The 14,992-nt window shown below is 65.6% G+C and carries 16 protein-coding genes and 2 pseudogenes; 11 read left to right on the top strand and 7 right to left on the bottom strand.

The features are described 5' to 3' along the window. Positions 1-131 precede the first annotated feature (131 nt). Positions 132-806 (bottom strand): hypothetical protein, encoded by a 675-nt coding sequence (locus FXF75_RS21935; protein ID WP_205427127.1) that lies wholly within the window; start codon positions 804-806, stop codon positions 132-134. A 174-nt stretch (positions 807-980) separates the two neighbouring features. Here FXF75_RS21935 and FXF75_RS02175 point away from each other — a divergent pair, with 174 nt between their 5' ends. Next, complete coding sequence (locus FXF75_RS02175; protein ID WP_163519913.1) at positions 981-1,508, top strand: hypothetical protein; 528 nt, start codon at positions 981-983, stop codon at positions 1,506-1,508. Between the two features lie 58 nt (positions 1,509-1,566). Next, positions 1,567-2,040 (top strand): DUF5812 family protein, encoded by a 474-nt coding sequence (locus FXF75_RS02170; protein ID WP_163519912.1) that lies wholly within the window; start codon positions 1,567-1,569, stop codon positions 2,038-2,040. A 12-nt stretch (positions 2,041-2,052) separates the two neighbouring features. On the opposite strand, the gene FXF75_RS02165 is transcribed toward FXF75_RS02170, so the two are convergent. After that, positions 2,053-2,409, bottom strand: a complete 357-nt coding sequence (locus FXF75_RS02165; protein WP_163519911.1) for a hypothetical protein — start codon at positions 2,407-2,409, stop codon at positions 2,053-2,055. A 148-nt stretch (positions 2,410-2,557) separates the two neighbouring features. Here FXF75_RS02165 and secF point away from each other — a divergent pair, with 148 nt between their 5' ends. From secF to FXF75_RS02150, 3 genes are all read left to right on the top strand, one after another. Then, entirely contained in the window at positions 2,558-3,439 is an 882-nt protein-coding gene (gene secF, locus FXF75_RS02160; protein ID WP_163519910.1) for a protein translocase subunit SecF, read from the top strand. Further along, on the top strand, positions 3,440-5,023 hold the full coding sequence (locus FXF75_RS02155; RefSeq protein ID WP_163519909.1) for a preprotein translocase subunit SecD: 1,584 nt from the start codon (positions 3,440-3,442) through the stop codon (positions 5,021-5,023). It begins immediately after the preceding gene. Between the two features lie 292 nt (positions 5,024-5,315). Beyond that, positions 5,316-5,597, top strand: coding sequence for a hypothetical protein (locus FXF75_RS02150; RefSeq protein WP_163519908.1), 282 nt, complete (start codon positions 5,316-5,318; stop codon positions 5,595-5,597). Between the two features lie 42 nt (positions 5,598-5,639). On the opposite strand, the gene rnhB is transcribed toward FXF75_RS02150, so the two are convergent. Beyond that, positions 5,640-6,314, bottom strand: a complete 675-nt coding sequence (rnhB, locus tag FXF75_RS02145) for a ribonuclease HII (RefSeq protein WP_163519907.1) — start codon at positions 6,312-6,314, stop codon at positions 5,640-5,642. 123 nt (positions 6,315-6,437) lie between these two features. On the opposite strand from rnhB, the gene FXF75_RS02140 reads away from it, so the two are divergent. From FXF75_RS02140 to FXF75_RS02130, 3 genes are all read left to right on the top strand, one after another. Continuing rightward, a complete protein-coding gene (locus FXF75_RS02140) occupies positions 6,438-6,728 on the top strand; it encodes a hypothetical protein (protein ID WP_205427125.1) in 291 nt (96 codons plus the stop codon). Positions 6,729-6,830: 102 nt separating this feature from the next. Next, positions 6,831-7,397 carry a DUF892 family protein gene (locus FXF75_RS02135; protein ID WP_163519906.1) on the top strand — a complete coding sequence of 189 codons (567 nt, stop codon included), beginning with the start codon at positions 6,831-6,833 and terminating at the stop codon, positions 7,395-7,397. A 78-nt stretch (positions 7,398-7,475) separates the two neighbouring features. Further along, positions 7,476-8,192 (top strand): ERCC4 domain-containing protein, encoded by a 717-nt coding sequence (locus tag FXF75_RS02130; protein WP_163519905.1) that lies wholly within the window; start codon positions 7,476-7,478, stop codon positions 8,190-8,192. 30 nt (positions 8,193-8,222) lie between these two features. Here FXF75_RS02130 and FXF75_RS02125 read toward each other — a convergent pair. Then, positions 8,223-8,644, bottom strand: a pseudogene (locus FXF75_RS02125) (nucleoside deaminase). Between the two features lie 143 nt (positions 8,645-8,787). Beyond that, positions 8,788-9,177, bottom strand: a complete 390-nt coding sequence (locus FXF75_RS02120) for a hypothetical protein (RefSeq protein ID WP_163519904.1) — start codon at positions 9,175-9,177, stop codon at positions 8,788-8,790. Between the two features lie 122 nt (positions 9,178-9,299). Here FXF75_RS02120 and FXF75_RS02115 point away from each other — a divergent pair, with 122 nt between their 5' ends. After that, complete coding sequence (locus FXF75_RS02115) at positions 9,300-10,637, top strand: tRNA pseudouridine(54/55) synthase Pus10 (RefSeq protein WP_163519903.1); 1,338 nt, start codon at positions 9,300-9,302, stop codon at positions 10,635-10,637. Between the two features lie 100 nt (positions 10,638-10,737). Next, a complete protein-coding gene (locus FXF75_RS02110; RefSeq protein ID WP_163519902.1) occupies positions 10,738-11,493 on the top strand; it encodes a DUF2270 domain-containing protein in 756 nt (251 codons plus the stop codon). A gap of 104 nt (positions 11,494-11,597) precedes the next feature. Here the strand turns inward: FXF75_RS02110 and FXF75_RS02105 are convergent. Beyond that, positions 11,598-13,039 (bottom strand): annotated as a pseudogene (locus tag FXF75_RS02105) (MATE family efflux transporter). 223 nt (positions 13,040-13,262) lie between these two features. On the opposite strand from FXF75_RS02105, the gene FXF75_RS02100 reads away from it, so the two are divergent. Then, on the top strand, positions 13,263-13,538 hold the full coding sequence (locus tag FXF75_RS02100; protein ID WP_163519901.1) for a phage repressor protein: 276 nt from the start codon (positions 13,263-13,265) through the stop codon (positions 13,536-13,538). Between the two features lie 163 nt (positions 13,539-13,701). Here FXF75_RS02100 and FXF75_RS02095 read toward each other — a convergent pair whose 3' ends face one another. Further along, positions 13,702-14,940 carry a proteasome-activating nucleotidase gene (locus tag FXF75_RS02095; protein WP_163519900.1) on the bottom strand — a complete coding sequence of 413 codons (1,239 nt, stop codon included), beginning with the start codon at positions 14,938-14,940 and terminating at the stop codon, positions 13,702-13,704. Between the last annotated feature and the right edge of the window lie 52 nt (positions 14,941-14,992).

Here is a 14,992-nt window from a genome sequence, read left to right as displayed (position 1 = left end):
CTACCAACAATTCAAGAGAAGCGGTGTCTAACGTCTCGTTGAGCAGGTCTGGAACTTCACTCCAACCAACCGCATGACCTGCTCACTTCACAAGCTGCGCTAACTAGACCGTTCCTGCTAACAAACTCGAATCAGCAACCGCAGGAGTTATTTATGATGCACTCACCGTCGTTACAGGTTGCACAAGCCGTCTTGTTTGATTTCGGCATAGCTCCATCCAAACACCAATTGTCAACGCAGTCACATCCCCCACATGTGGAATCACAACTAGTTGCCGTCACACCGTCGGTACCTTCTGAAGTCGTAATATCAAGCTTTGAACGCTCGTATTTTTTCCCATCCGGAGCAGTGTACATGACGACTCGATCACTATCTTCAGGGAAGAGAGCAGCAGATGGAACCGAGTCTTCACCGAAGATAACTTGTAGGCGCCCTTGCGGTGTGGACGTGGTGAACGAGATCTCTTTGCTACCATCAGTACGCACTCGGTGAATTTGTCCCTCCGATGATTGCGCATCTGGAAGAACATCTAGCGTTGCTCGCTGGAGCAGACCATCTGCTACCAATTTACTAAGCAGGCGCTTTCCAGTTCGAGTCTCAGCAGGTGGTAGCTTATCACGACTACTAACACTAACTTTCCGCTGAGTCAGGATTACACCTTCACTTTTCAAACGTGATAGTTTCCCTTTCTTCTTCCCAGCAACATTCCCAGAAACAGCACCGACACCGAGGCCAGCAATACTAGCGGTAGCGGCTTTTTGCAGTACGTCTCTCCGATTGACCGATGTCATGTCTTTTTCTGACATCATCAGTAACGTCATACACCTATACATATAAATGTTCTTAATTGAACAGGATTAAGTAATATTTTATTACTCTTGTTTATTTGCTTTTATCTTTTAATTAAATTCCCCCAGTTACTTTTTAGTGGGTCGTTCTAAACAGGCCCTTTTTCTCCATCAATCCATGAAATAGACGTGATGGCTGAACCAAATGATGTAGTTTCTAAAGAGTCAAAAAGTGCATTGTTCGGCGCGTTCCGCCGGTCGTTCGCCGGGACCGACTCCCGACTCCTCAAGTCCTACGTGGTCGTGAGCGCGCTCCTCGGGGCGCTGGTCGGAGTGCTGTTGTTGCTCGCGATTCCGGTCTGGGTGTTCAACACCGCAGGCGGGTCCGAACTCGCCACCTTCTCCCGGGCGTTCCTCGTCGTCGCGGGGGTCCTGCTGCTGGTGACGCTGGCCGCGCCCGTCTACTCGGCCGGGCAGCGCCACGCCCGCGGGACCGCGAGCGCCCGCGCCGACGCCTCCCTCGCGCTCGCGGGGTACGTCTTCGTCCTGTCGCTGTACGTCTCGCTGCTGATTTCGGCACCCCCCGGGCAGCGCGAGACGCCGCCCGCGCTGGTCGCGCCCGCGGTGGAGTTCCTCTACTCACTCCCGGCGACCTACGCCGTCGCGCCGCCGCTGCTCGCCGCGGCGCTGATTCTGGTCGTCCACCGGGTCGCGCGATAGCGCGTTCCCGGCGCTGGCAAACGCAACCGGGAAAACCCCGGGAGACCTACGCCGGACCATGAGCGACCCCGACGAGAAGACGAGTACCTTCCTCGTCACGCACGCCGAAGGCGATTCGGCAGTACTGAAGGACGTCCACGACGGGCAGGTTCACACCCTCTCGTCGAACCCCGGCGTCGAGGAGACCGACGCGGTCGAAGCCACGGTCGCGCCCGACAAGCCGATGAACCTCACGTGGTCCGTCGTCGAGGTCGAGGAGCGCCGGAACCTCTCGACCGAGCGAAGCGAAGAACCCCCGACCGTGCAGGAGCGCGAACTCGCGGACGAACAGGACGTGGGCGAAATCGCCCGGACCGAGCGCGCCGGAGAGGGCGAGATTCACGTCCTCACAGTTCCCCCTGAAGACACCGAAGACGCGGTCTCGGACGTGCTGGACGACGAGGCGACCCTCTCGCGGGCGGCCAGACTCGGCGTCTCCCGGGTCGAAGTCCGCGCGGAGGACGGCGTCGTCAGCGTCCGATATATGCCGTAGAGAGCGGTCACGTCACAGTTCGTTCGGCCCGTCCTGACTCTGGACCTTCCACCCGCCCTGTACCCCGCAGGCCTCCCGGACCGCCCACTCGATTTCGGTGTCGGGTCCGAACGTCTCGCCGCCTTCTATTCGTTCGACCCGGAGCGGTACGTCCAACGTACTGCCACAGCACCCGACGCCGACGAACTCCTCCCACTCGTCGCCCTGTCGGACCCGGTCGGTCTTGGTCTTCCGGAGGTAGGCTTCGAAGGTGTCCTTCTCGACCTGAAACCGCCCCCAGTCGCTCAAGTCCTCGGGATAGGAGACGACCACTCGGTCGGCGGACGTGAGGTCCACGTGGCGGTCTCGCAGGTCGTCGGTTTCACTCATGACTACGGATACGCCCGCGAACGGTTTGAGCCTTCTTCCCGAACCGAGTTCCGGCATCAGTCCGCCGTTCGGCCCTCGAGGAACCGACTGAGGAGAACGAGAAGGGATAAGAACACTTATTCACGGGCGTACCCCATTCCTCTCCCATATGGTAGCGTTCGAAGTGCCGGAGGTGGACTACACCCAGTACTCCAACCGGCAGTTGGCGGCGATTCCCCTCGCAGTTCTCGCCGTCGCACTGCTGGTCATCGTCGGGTGGTACGTCTTCACCGGCGCACCAGTACGACTCGGCATGGAGTTTACTGGGGGAACAGAGCTACGAGTCCAGACCTCCACACCGCCCTCCGAAATCCGCACCTCCTTCGACGTTGAACCGACGATTACTCCGGTCCGAACGGCCGACAACACCTACATCGTGACCTTCCCGCCGGAGACCGAGAACATCGCTCAACAGGCGAGAAACAACTTAGAGCCGGTACAAGGCCAGACACAGGCCGACATGGTGAAGTCGGTCCAAGGCACCTCCGCGAGCTTCGGTCAGGAGACCCAACGCCTCGCGCTGCTGGGCATCGGTCTCGCGTTCGCCGGGATGAGCGTCCTCGTCTTCCTGATGTTCCGGTCGTTCGTCCCCTCAATCGCGGTGGTCATCTCCGCGTTCAGTGACATCGTGATTCCCGTCGCGCTGATGAACCTGCTCGGCATCCCGCTCTCGCTGGGGACCGTCGCGGCACTGCTGATGCTCATCGGGTACTCGGTGGACTCCGACATCCTGCTGAACAACCACATCCTGCGCCGGTCGGGCGACTTCTACGAGTCCACCCACCGCGCGATGCGGACCGGCGTGACGATGACCGTCACGTCGCTGTCCGCGATGGCGGTGATGTCGGTGGTCTCGTACCTGTTCGGCATCGAACTGCTGGCGTCCATCGGCGTCGTCCTCGTCCTCGGACTTGCGACCGACCTCATGAACACCTACATGCTCAACCTGAGTCTGCTTCGCTGGTACAAGTACGAGGGGGTGGCCCGATAGATGGAGATTCGTGAGAACTGGCGAGTCATCCTGCTCGCCATCTTCCTCGTGGTCAGTACGTTCGCCATATTCGCCCCCGGCGTCGGCGGCGACGGCGGTGGCGGAAGCGGTGCAGTCGTCGAACAGGCCAGCGACGGCCCGACGAACCTCCAGTTCGGTCTCGAACTCTCCGGCGGGACCCGCATCCGCGCACCCGTCAACGGTCTCACCGCCGAGAACGTGGACGTGCCCCAAGGTACCGGACCGGGGGCCGTCGAGCGACAGGTGGCCGGGAACCTCTCCGGCGTCGAGGCCGCCGACGTGAGCGTGCGTCTGGCGACTGCGGCCAACGAGACCACGACCGTCGAGGTGTTCAGCAAGAACGTCACCGAAGACGAGTTCGCCTCGGCGCTCCAGCAGTCCGGATACGACTACGGCACCATCCGGCAGGGAGTCACCGAACAGACCCGCAACACCATCACTCGCATCCTCCGGGACAAGATTTCGGAGGCCGGACTCTCCGGCGGCCGAGTCCAACAGGTGACGACCGCGAGCAACGAGCACTTCATCGTCATCGAGATGCCCAACACCAATCGGAGCCAAGTCCGTGACCTCGTGACCGAGCGCGGGCAGGTGCAGGTCGTCGCCGTCTTCCCGGCCCAGAACCAGAGCGGTAACGGAACTCAGTACCGCCACGAACCCCTGCTCTCGCAGGGCGACTTCAGCAGTATCGGGACCGCACAGGTGTCCCAACGCACTGGCCCGCACGTTCCCGTGGTGCTGAACCAGCAGGCGGCCGAGAACTTCTCGCACGCCATGCGCACGTTCGGCTTCACCGGCGAGGGCGTCGACGCCTGTAACTACCGTGCGAATCCCGACGACCCCGGCTACTGCCTCTACACCGTCGTGGACGGCGAAGTCGTCTACGCGGCGAGCGTGGCCGAGAACTTGGCCCAGACCTTCCGACAGGAGAAGTTCACCCAGAGTCCCAACTTCGTCATGGGCACGGCCAACCTGTCCGAGGCCCGCGAACTGCAGATTCACCTGAACGCGGGGTCGCTCCCGGCCTCGCTGAACCTAGAGCAGGGCACCTCCTACTTCCTCGCGCCGAGTCTGGCCGAGGAGTTCAAGCTCTACTCGCTCATCACCGGACTGGTCGCCGTGGCGGCGGTCAGCGCCGTGGTCTTCCTGCGGTACGGTGACCCGAAGGTCGCCGCGCCGATGCTGGTAACGGCGCTCTCGGAAGTCGTCATCCTGCTCGGGGTCGCCGCGGCCATCCAACTGCCGCTGGACCTCAGTCACATCGCGGGGTTCATCGCGGTCATCGGGACCGGGGTGGACGACCTCATCATCATCGCCGACGAGGTGATGTCCGAGGGCGACGTGAACTCCTCACGGGTGTTCCAGAGCCGGTTCCGCAAGGCGTTCTGGGTCATCGGCGCGGCCGCCGCGACGACCATCATCGCGATGAGTCCGCTGGCGGTGCTGAGCCTCGGTGACCTCCAAGGGTTCGCGCTCATCACCATCCTCGGCGTCCTTATCGGCGTGCTGGTCACGCGGCCCGCGTACGGTGACATCCTGCGAAGTCTGCTGACCGACAGGTAAGCGACCTCAGTTCGCTTCTCGTTCGTTGCTCTCTTCGACCGTCCGTTTCCCGCCGCGTTACTCCTCCAGTAGACTCCGCGGTGAGAAATCGGTACGGCAGTCGCGACTGTCGCAGCATCACGACCGCGAGGAGACCGACGAAGCCGACTTCCGAGGGCGTCGGGAGGACGAACGCGGTCGGTAACGCCATCGGCCGACAGATATGGTCGGCTGTCAAAGGCGTTGTGCGGTCGGTCCAGTGGGACGTTGTCCGACGAAAAAGCTCTTGTGTCGGTGCTGACAACTCACCGGTATGCCCTCCGACATCCCCGACGAACAGTTAGAGCGCGTCGTCCGGCGTGCAGTCCGCGCAGAACTCGACCTCCTCGCCGGGCGCGTCCTCTGGACGCTGCTCTCCGTGGTCGGCATCTCCGTCGGGGTCGGCCTCGTTAGCATGGGCTTAGACGCCGCGAAGTGGAACTTCGGCACGGTGGTGTTCACCGTCCTCGGCATCTGGCTCGTCGGTCTCGGAATCCGGACGCTACTGCTGAAGTGGGACCTGCCGCCGTACTACTCCGAGAACGGTCTGTCGTAGCCCAGCAACTCGACAACTGTCCACTACCTCGAACCGCGTTTTCTAGAAATCTCCGAGACCAGACTGCTCGGCCGCGGCCAGCACGTCCTCGCAGGTGGACCAACTCCGGCGCGCGCAGTCCGGAAGCCGACCCGTCTCGGCCACGAAGGTCTCCAGAAACTCGCGGGTGGTCGAGTCGCCGGGATAGCCCGACCCGAGGTCGCCCAGTTCCGGGCCGTACGCCTCGACGTACCGCTCGGCGAGCGCCGCGACGTGGGCGTCGCGCTCGACTTTGGCGACGATACTGGCCGCGCCGACGACGGGGTGCTCGTCGTCGGCCCCGTGCTCGGCGGTCAACTCGACCGCCGCGGGCGCGCGGTCGGCGACCCGACGCGCGAACCGCTCCTCGCTGGTGTCGCCCGCGTCCGCGACGCCCTCGACGGTCGCGTCCGCGTTCGGTGGCACGACCTCGGCGATGGCGTCGGCGTGGGCCGCCACGGTGAGCGTGTTCATGTCGGTCTCCGGGTCGTCGATGCGCTCGACCGGGACTTCGGCGACGCCGACCGCGATTCGGTCGTCGTCACGCAACTCGGCCGCGAGCGCCTCCCGGCGCTCCGGAGGGACGCGCTTCGAGTCGTCGATGCCCGCCGGGAGGTCGGTGGGGTCCGGAATCCGGACCGCCGCCGCGAACATCGACCCCAGCACGGGACCCTTGCCAGCCTCGTCTACTCCGAACACGGACGCCACGACGGACTCCGAACAGTTGTAGGTTGCTACCCGCGACGGGAAGCGAATCGACGGACGGCGAACCGTCGTGCGGCCCGAAGTGATATGCACGTCAGTGGCCTACTCGGTTATCCCATGGAGACAGAACCGGACGAGACCGGACGACTCCGTTCGCTGGAGATGGACCACATCCACGAACTGTTCGACACGGACGCGTTCCCGCTGACGACCGAGGAGGTGCTGGCGGAGTTCGGCGACCTCGTCGTCGATTACCCCGGCGGCGGTTCGGAACCGCTCCGGACGATACTCGACACTTCCGGCCACGAGGAGTACGGGACGACCGACGACCTCCAGTTGGCCGTCCTCAACGGCGTCCAGCGCGACGCGTCGGGCGACCTCGCTACAGCGACCGCGACCCGCCGGTGATGGGCGAGGACCGGAACCCGCGGCGCTCGTTCTGAGAACCGCACCGACTCGGCGGGCAGAACGGTTACGGAACCCCGCGCCGACGGTCGGAACGGTGGGGTCATGGTGAACGTAGAAACGCTGTACGACCTGTTCGTGTTCGAGTTGCAGGGAGCGCGCTACGTCGAGACCGAACTCGCGGAGGCCATGGAGACGCTGGTCACCCAGTCGGGTATCGACTCGCTCGACGACCGTCCGGGGTCGGCGTTCCGCGAGCGCGCGAGCGAGTTGTTCCGGAACCACGGCGACCGGGCCGACGAACGCGCCAACCGATTGGACGACGCGTTCGACGCGCTCGACCACACCGTGACGACGCGCGACCGCAAGGTACCCGTCGTCGAGGCACTCCTCGAAGAGAACGAGCGATTCAACAACGTCGTCCTCGACGACGCGCTCCGAAACCCGTTCTACCTCGACGTGGCCATCAAGGCCGAGCAGTTGGTGGTCCAATGTTACGAGAGCGCGCTCCACCTCGCCGACTACCTCGACGTGAACAGCGAAGTCGTCGAGGCCCTCGAAGCCAACCGCGACGACGCACAGAACGCGCTCACGGAATCGCGGGACCTCGATTCGGGGTCCGAAATCGAATCGCTGTTCGACCGACTGGCCGAACAGACGCCGCAGGACTGACCGGGCGACCGCCGGAGGCGGACCGCGTGACCGTACCGAGCGCGACCCTGAAACGTCCCGAACCCCTACGCCCTCTCGATGACGCTCACGGTCGCACTCGACGACAGGGAACCCCCGGGACTGCGCCGGGCGGTCGAGGCCCACGACGACGTGGACGCGGTCGAAGTGCGCCGACTCCCCGCGGCGGATATCGCCGTCCTCGGCGAGTTCAGCACGCCCCGCGATTCGCCGGATGGTCCCGAGCGCCGGGTCGCCGGGAGCGTCGGCATCGAGCGCAAGACGGTGGACGACTACGTGAGTTCCGCGCTCGGGACGACCGGCACCGACCTCCGGGAGCAGGTCGAGAAGATGGCCGACGCCTACGACCACGCCTACGTCCTGCTGGAGGGCGACCTCTCGGACGTCGGCGCGCGCAGGCCCGGACTGAGCAGCGCCGCGGTCCACGGCACGATGGCCTCGTTCGCGGCCCGACACGACACGCCCGTCATCCCCTGCTCGGACCGCGAACGGCTAGTGGACGTGGCGATACGCCTGCTCCGCAAGCACGGCGAGGAGGCGTCTCCCCGGCCGCTCTCGGGCGGAACCGTGACGGGGTACGCCGCGCCGACGACCAAGCGTCTGTTCGGCGTCATCGAAGGCGTCGGCCCGCAGACCGCCGACGCGCTCTACGAGCGGTTCCCCTCGGTCGAGGCGCTGTTGGCGGCGACGCCCGCCGACCTGCGCGAGGTGGAAGGGGTCGGCGAGAAGCGCGCCGCGGCGATTTTCGAGACGCTCAGAGGCGAGCGCGACGAGTGAACGCGGAGACCGTGGCGGCGGAGTCCGGACTCACCAGTCGAACTCGCGGTGAATCTGACGACCCTCGTCGTTCAGGACGGGACCGACGACTTCACTGATACCGTCGAGAATCCCCGCCGAGCGTATCGGCGGTTCGTCGCCGGTGAACGCCGCGATTTCGTCGCTACCGACGCTGTAGCCACCCGTCCGAACCCGGCGTTGGTCATCCCGGTGGCGCACATCGGGCACGGTTCGGTGCTGGTGTACATGACGGTCTCGGCGCGTTCGTCCAGGTCGAGTTCCCGGCAGGCCCGGTACGCGAGGTGGAGTTCGGGATGGCGGCGGATGTCGTTCTCCGTGACGACGCGGTTCGAGTCGGCCATGACGACCGTGTCTCCGCGGACGAGGACGCTGCCGAACGGTCGGTCCCCGCGGTCGGCCGCCTCGCGAGCGAGCGCGAAGGCCCGCCGCATGTGCGAGTCGTGGTCGAAGTCGTCGAAGGTCGAATCGGACACGTCCGTGTACTGATTCGGCGACCACGTAGTTCTACTCCCCATCAGTTCCTGTCGAAAGAGGAATCCCCGGAGAAAGCGCCGACGACGTACGGGGGTCCGCGCTACTCCACGGGTTCGCGCCAGTGGACCGTGACGTTGTTCACCGCGAAACTGTCGTCGGTGGTCCGGTCGCGGCGAACTCGCAGCGTGTTCGTGCCCTCCTGTAGTTCCGCGTCGGTAATAGCGTCCTCCCAGTACTGCCATCCGTCGGCGGGCGGCACGTCGAACCCCCCGAGCGACCCGCCGTTGATTCGGAGTTCGTGGCCGAACTCCCCGACTCGGAACGCCTGCAGGCCGACGTAGGGGTCGCTCGCCCGGTCGGTGGGGACCGTGAACTCGAACTCGGCGGTGGCGTCGCCGACGTACTCCGCCCACGGAACGTCCAGCGCTCCCTCCGTCGGTCCGAGGTGGGCGCTCACGTTCACCTGCGCGTAGTTAGCGCGGTAAGCCATGGGTCGTCCACGACGCGCGCCCTCAAATTCGTGGGGGCCTGCGCGGTGTCGCGTCCTCCGCGCGTCGGTTCGTCGCGTCCGAATGAGAAACCCGTAAACCGCCGCGTCGCCACCGTTCTACCATGACCATCCTCGAAGACGCCCGCCGAGTCGCCGAGAACGGCCCGGTCTGCGACGCCTGTCTGGGCCGGTGTTTCGCCGACCGGAGTTTCGGGCTGACGAACGACGAGCGCGGCCGGTCGCTCAGAATCGCGGCCGCACTGGAGGACGACGACCCCTACGAACCCGTCGAGGAGGAGTGCTGGGTCTGCGAGGGCGAGAGCCAGCGGTTCGACGAGTGGGCCGAGAAAGTCGCCGAAGCGCTGGAGGGCTGGAACTTCGACACCTATCAGGTCGGGACGCGAACCCCGCCGCTCGTCGAGGAGAACGAGGCCCTGCTCCGGGAGTCCGCCGACCTGCCCGACGACGCGGGCGAGTCGTTCAAGTCGGAGTTCAACCGCGAAGTCGGCAAGCGCGTCGGTCAACTGACGGGGACGGACGTGGACTTCGAGCGCCCCGACGTGCTGGCCCTGCTCAACGTCGAGGGCGCACCGCCAGCGAGCGAGGACGGGGACATCTCGGACCACGCGGTCGAGGTCCAGATAAACTCGGCGTTCGTCTACGGCCGGTACCGGAAACTGGAGCGCGACATCCCCCAGACCGAGTGGCCCTGCCGCGAGTGCGGCGGGTCCGGCAAGCAACTCGCGGAGGGCGGCGGCGAGGAGGCCTGCGACCACTGCGGCGGGTCGGGCTACCTCTACGAGGAGAGCGTCGAGGAACTGACCACGCCGCCGGTCCTCGACGCGATGGACGGCGAGGAGGCCCTCTTCCACGGCGCGGGCCGCGAGGACGTGGACGCCCTGATGCTCGACACGGGCCGACCGTTCGTCATCGAGGTCAAGCGACCCCGCGAGCGCGACGTGGACACCGACGCGCTGGAGGACGAAATCAACGAGTTCGCCGACGGGAAGGCCGAGGTCACCGACCTCGCGCTGGCGACCCACGAGATGGTCGAGCGCGTGAAGGAACTCGACGCGAGCAAGACCTACCGGATGGACGTGGCGTTCGACGACGACGTGACCGAGCAGGCCCTCGAAGAGGCCATCGGCGAACTCCGGGGCACCACGGTCGAGCAGGACACGCCCCAGCGCGTGGACCACCGCCGGGCGAGCATCACGCGGACCCGGACCGTCTACGACGTCGATGGCCACCTCGAAGACGAGCGACACGCCGAACTCGAAGTCCACGGCGAGGGCGGACTCTACGTGAAGGAACTGGTCTCTGGCGACGAGGGCCGGACCACGCCGAGTCTCGCGGGCCTGCTCGGCGTCGGCGCGGAGGTGACGGCGCTTGACGTGCTGGCCGTGGAGGGCGAGGACGAGGCGTTCGCCGACCCCGACTACCTGAAGGAGTCGGTGTAAGCCGTCGGGAGCGCCGACGTCGGCCCTCCGGGAGGCGTCGGCGAAATCCGACCTCACGACTACCACAAACCGTAGGTCGTAGAGCGTCGTATCGCGAGGTATGGGGGGTTCGGGAGACGCGACCGGGGATGGTCGTGACGAGGGGACCGCGAACGACCGAGACCCGAGCGGCGGGTCGGAGACGCCCGACGAGAACATCGGCGAGGCGTTCGCCGAGGACCCTTCTGACGCCATCTCGCTGCTGGGACACTTCTACCGGGGGCAAATGGACCGCGTGACCTCGTGGCGAGGGCGACTCGACCAGACCTCCTACTGGGCGGTCACCATCATCGCCGCCCTGCTGACGTGGGTGTTCTCCAGCGCGAACAACCCGCACTACCTCCTGCTCATCGGGATGGGCGCGCTGGTGGTCTTCCTCGTGGTCGAGACGCGACGCTACCGGGCCTACGACGTGTGGCGCGAACGCGTCCGCCTGCTGGAGCAGGACCTGTTCGCGGAACTGTTCGACCCCGACAGGGACATCTCCCATCCCGACTGGCGGCGACGCATCAGCGAGGACCTCCGGAATCCAGCGGTGAAGACGCCGGTGTTCACCGCGTTCTCGCGGCGACTCCGCCGCATCTACTACCCGCTGTCGCTCGTGCTGTTGGCGGCGTGGGTCGCCCGCGTCACGGTGTTCCAACCCAAGCAGTCGTGGCGAACGACCGCGGGCGTCCTCGGGATTCCCGGAAGTGCGGTCGCCGCGAGCGTCGCCGTCTTCTACCTCGCGGCGACGGCGGCCGTGGTCTACGGCGTCGTCTGGCGCGGCGGCGGCGAGTTCCACGAGCGAGAACAGAGCGACCCGTGGAAGGAGTAGCGCGAGAGCGCGGGCGCAGGTTTCGAAGTCGATGGTGAGGAGGAGTCGGCGACGAGGGAACCGCCAGACAGGAAGAGACCGCCGACCCCGAGCGAACGACGACCTCAGTCGTCGGCTGGCGTCCCGGGCCGGAACTCCCGGCTGATGGCCTTCCACTTGCCGGTCGAGAACCGGTAGTAGTTGATGACCGCCGGGACCGTGGTCTCGGCCACGAACGACAGATAGAGACCGACGAGTCCGAGCGACGTGGTGGCCCCGAGGTACGCGACCGGGATGGCGACGCCGAACATGCCGACGACCTGACTGTAGAACGGCCACCGGGTGTCGCCGCTGGCGTCGAGCGGGCCGACCGTCCCCGACTTGACGCCCTGCGCGACGGCCGCGACGCAGGCCGCGTAGACCAGCGCCACCGCGACCGGGACCGTGGTCTCACCCGTGTCGCCGACGAACAGGCGGACTATCGGTTCGGCGAACCCGCCGACGAGGAGGGCCGCGACCACGTAGTCGCGACCGAGAAGACGACGATGTCGCGGGCGTACACCTCGGCGGCGTGTTCGTCTCCCCCGCCGAGTTCTTGGCCGACGAGACTGCTGGACGCGAGTCCAAACCCCCATCCGGGCGTGTTCATCAGCCCCCAGATGCGCCGGGCGATGACGTACGCGGCCACGACCGTCGGGCCGAACAGGCCGACGATGGCCAGCATGGGGAACTTGGCGACCGTCCAGACGCCGTTTCGGCCCACGACCGGGAGACCGATGCGGACGACGTCGACTATCGTCTCCCGGTCGAGGTACGTGCCGAACGGACTCACTCGCACGGGGAGACCGCCGACGCCGGGGATTTTCCCGAAGACGAGACCCCCGGCGAACGCGGCGGTCACGAGGACGTTCGCCAGCACGGTCCCGAGGGCCGCGCCGGTGACGCCCAAGTCGAGTCCGAAGATGAGGACGCCGCTGAACGCAATGTTCGAGACCGCACCGCCGCCCCGGACCAGCATCGGCGTCCACGCGTCGTCCGCGCCGATGTAGATGCGACTGCCGACGAGGTTGAGACCCGCGAACGGGACGCCGAGCGCGACCACCCGGAGGTACGCCGCGCCGAGTTCGACGGCGCGGGCGTCGTCGGTCATGACCGAGATGAGTTCGGCCGGGAACAGCCAGAAGGCGGCGGTGACGGGGAGCGAGATGGCGAGAACCACGACGGCGCTGGCACGGACCGCCACGCCGAGTTCGTCGTAGGCCTCCGCGCCGAAGCGCTGGGAGACGAGCGCGATGGTCCCGGCGGCGATGCCGCCGCCGAGCGAGAACGCGATGCCCCAGTACGGGCTAGCGAATCCGATACCTGCAATCGCGACGGGTCCGATGGCCACCCCGACCATCGCCACGTCCACGGCGTTCTTCGACATGCGCGCGAGTCCGGTGACGATGCGCGGCCACGCGAGGTCCGTGGTCCGACGGACGCGCTCCGGGTCGACGAGACCGGCGCGCGCGAGGGCCAGACCGACGCCGAGGATGAGCAGTCTGACGGGGTTCGGGAAGCGTGCCACGTTGGGTGTGTATTTCGAAACGAAAGTAAAGTATTTTCTATACGTGACGCGCCGAGGAGAGGACGCGCCGAGGCGCCTGTCACCGTTCGGACGGAACGCAAGTGTCGCCCGAGGGAAACACACCTCCGCGTTCGGGAGACGGTCTTCCTCACGTGCCAGACAAATCTCCACGTTGGTGAAATGAGTAGCTATACGGTCTTCGCCGCAAAAAATACGGCCGATTATGCGAAAGCACGCCGATTGGCTGACGCAAGCCGACGAGCGAATCCTCGAATTCCTGAGCGAGCGCGGTAACTTTCCGCCGTCGGCCATCCGCGACCGACTGGCCGACGTCGGCGAGGACCTCACCTACTCGACCAACCACCTCGGGATGCGCTGTCGCGCGCTCGCCGACCGCGGTCTGCTGGAGAACGTCGGCGGGGGCACCTACAGTATCACGGACGTCGGCGAGCAGTACCTCGACGGCGAGTTCGACGCAGGCAGTATCGACGGCGAGTAGCTTCCTCGGGGTCGTTTCGTTCGACGGCGGCGCTACAGCGCGACTCACTGACGGTCATGCGGGTCGTCCGTATCGGTCTCCCGGTCGCGGTTTCGGTTTCGCGAGTCCAGCAGGTCACGGCGTGACAGCGAGAGATAGAGAAGCGGGCGAAAATATCGAGACTTCAGTAGGCGTAACTCGGGAGCGACCCTTCGGTGACGATTCCGGTCTCGTCGTCGTCCTGCTCCATCTTCTCGAGGGCGTCCGTGAAGTCCGATTGCCGGACCTCGGTCCGACCGTCGCGGATGGCGAACATGCCCGCCTCGGTCGTGAGACTCTCGATGTCCGCGCCGCTCTTGCCGTCGGTCCGCTCGGCGAGCGCGTCGAACTCCACGTCGTCGGCGATTTTCATGTCGCGGGTGTGGATGTCCAGAATCTTGCGCCGGGCCTCCTCGTCGGGGTGGGGGACCTCGATGAGGCGGTCGAACCGGCCGGGGCGGAGGATGGCGCGGTCGAGCATGTCGAAGCGGTTGGTCGCGGCCATGATGCGAATCTCGCCGCGGTCCTCGAAGCCGTCCATCTCCGAGAGGAGTTGCATCATCGTGCGCTGGACCTCGGCGTCGCCGGAGGTCTTCGAGTCGGTGCGCTTGGAGGCGACCGCGTCGATTTCGTCGATGAAGACGATGGCGGGTTCGCGCTGGCTGGCCAGTTCGAAGAGGTCTCGGACGAGTTTCGCGCCCTCGCCGATGAACTTCTGGACGAGTTCCGACCCGGCCATCTTGATGAAGGTGGCGTCGGTCTGGTTGGCGACGGCCTTCGCCAGCATCGTCTTGCCGGTCCCCGGCGGGCCGTGGAGCAGGACCCCGCTCGGGGGTTCGATGCCGACAGTCTCGAACTGCTCGGGGTTCTCCAGCGGTTGCTCGACCGCCTCGCGGACCTCGCGGGTCTGCTCGTCGAGACCGCCGATTTGGTCGTAAGTCACGTCGGGCGACTCGTCCACTTCCATGGCCTGCGCGCGGGCGTCCTTCTCGGCTTCGAGGACGGTCTGGACCGTGAAGGAGTCGTTGACGGCGACGCGGTCGCCCGACTCTATCTCCTCGCGGAGTCTGGGCGACACTTCTGTCACGACCTCCTGATTGTTGCCGTGCTGTTTGATGATGATACCGTCGTCGGTCAGTTCCTCGGCGGTGGCGACGTACAGCGAGGTGGTCTTCAGGGTCTCGTTCTCGCGTTCGAGTCTATCGACTTCCTCGCGCAGGTCGGCGCGGCGCTCGCGCGCGTCGTCGAGGCGCTCCTCCAGCGTGGCGTTCACGTCCACGATTTCGGCGAAGTGTTCGCGGAGCGCCGAGAGCCGTTCCCTGTCGGTCATCTCGGGGTCGAGTTCGAGTGTCGGTTGGTCTGGGAGGGGTGGGCTGCGCGACATCGTTGTTACTCACCCTTAGGCCACCGGCTTAAAAGTGCCTTTGGGTCTCGGA

This window comes from Halorussus sp. MSC15.2 (genome assembly GCF_010747475.1).
Lineage (GTDB): Archaea > Halobacteriota > Halobacteria > Halobacteriales > Haladaptataceae > Halorussus.
Note: the sequence above shows the minus strand (reverse complement) of the source record. Positions and strands in the feature narration are given on the sequence as shown.

Bases quoted from the DNA above. Each gene is read 5' to 3' on its own strand.
- FXF75_RS02165 (WP_163519911.1), bottom strand. From the start codon at position 2,409: ATGAGTGAAACCGACGACCTGCGAGACCGCCACGTGGACCTCACGTCC.
- FXF75_RS02095 (WP_163519900.1), bottom strand. From the start codon at position 14,940: ATGTCGCGCAGCCCACCCCTCCCAGACCAACCGACACTCGAACTCGAC.
- FXF75_RS02115 (WP_163519903.1), top strand. From the start codon at position 9,300: ATGACCATCCTCGAAGACGCCCGCCGAGTCGCCGAGAACGGCCCGGTC.
- FXF75_RS02150 (WP_163519908.1), top strand. From the start codon at position 5,316: ATGCCCTCCGACATCCCCGACGAACAGTTAGAGCGCGTCGTCCGGCGT.
- FXF75_RS02100 (WP_163519901.1), top strand. From the start codon at position 13,263: ATGCGAAAGCACGCCGATTGGCTGACGCAAGCCGACGAGCGAATCCTC.
- FXF75_RS02140 (WP_205427125.1), top strand. From the start codon at position 6,438: ATGGAGACAGAACCGGACGAGACCGGACGACTCCGTTCGCTGGAGATG.
- FXF75_RS02120 (WP_163519904.1), bottom strand. From the start codon at position 9,177: ATGGCTTACCGCGCTAACTACGCGCAGGTGAACGTGAGCGCCCACCTC.
- FXF75_RS02170 (WP_163519912.1), top strand. From the start codon at position 1,567: ATGAGCGACCCCGACGAGAAGACGAGTACCTTCCTCGTCACGCACGCC.
- FXF75_RS02155 (WP_163519909.1), top strand. From the start codon at position 3,440: ATGGAGATTCGTGAGAACTGGCGAGTCATCCTGCTCGCCATCTTCCTC.
- FXF75_RS02110 (WP_163519902.1), top strand. From the start codon at position 10,738: ATGGGGGGTTCGGGAGACGCGACCGGGGATGGTCGTGACGAGGGGACC.
- FXF75_RS02130 (WP_163519905.1), top strand. From the start codon at position 7,476: ATGACGCTCACGGTCGCACTCGACGACAGGGAACCCCCGGGACTGCGC.
- FXF75_RS21935 (WP_205427127.1), bottom strand. From the start codon at position 806: ATGTCAGAAAAAGACATGACATCGGTCAATCGGAGAGACGTACTGCAA.
- FXF75_RS02135 (WP_163519906.1), top strand. From the start codon at position 6,831: ATGGTGAACGTAGAAACGCTGTACGACCTGTTCGTGTTCGAGTTGCAG.
- FXF75_RS02175 (WP_163519913.1), top strand. From the start codon at position 981: ATGGCTGAACCAAATGATGTAGTTTCTAAAGAGTCAAAAAGTGCATTG.
- secF (WP_163519910.1), top strand. From the start codon at position 2,558: ATGGTAGCGTTCGAAGTGCCGGAGGTGGACTACACCCAGTACTCCAAC.